This is a genomic window from Leifsonia sp. SIMBA_070, from assembly GCF_046534635.1.
Classification (GTDB): domain Bacteria; phylum Actinomycetota; class Actinomycetes; order Actinomycetales; family Microbacteriaceae; genus Leifsonia.
The window spans coordinates 1-255 of the sequence record NZ_JAWRYK010000564.1 but is presented as its reverse complement, the minus strand read 5'-3'; the positions used below and the strand labels follow the sequence as shown (position 1 = coordinate 255).

Here is a 255-nt window from a genome sequence, read left to right as displayed (position 1 = left end):
CGACGATGTCGCAGATTCAAGAAGCGGCCGGAGACACCGAGATCGGTTTCTATGGGCTGCCCGGCGCCGACGCGGAAGACGATGTTTACCTTCCCGTCGCGATGGGTGGCGCATACGGGATCAGCAAAGACAGCAAGAACATGGAGAGCGCCAAGAAGTTCCTCGACTTCATGGCGACGCACCAGACCGAGTTCAGTGCTGTCGCCTACGGTGTGCCGACCGACACGTCCCAGCTGCCCTCGGATAACAAGCCAC

1 protein-coding gene is annotated in these 255 nt (G+C 60.4%); it reads left to right on the top strand.

The window, feature by feature from the left end; all coding sequences use genetic code 11:
- Positions 1-255 (top strand): hypothetical protein (locus SB754_RS21470; RefSeq protein WP_410784350.1); only part of this gene is annotated, 255 nt, incomplete at both ends.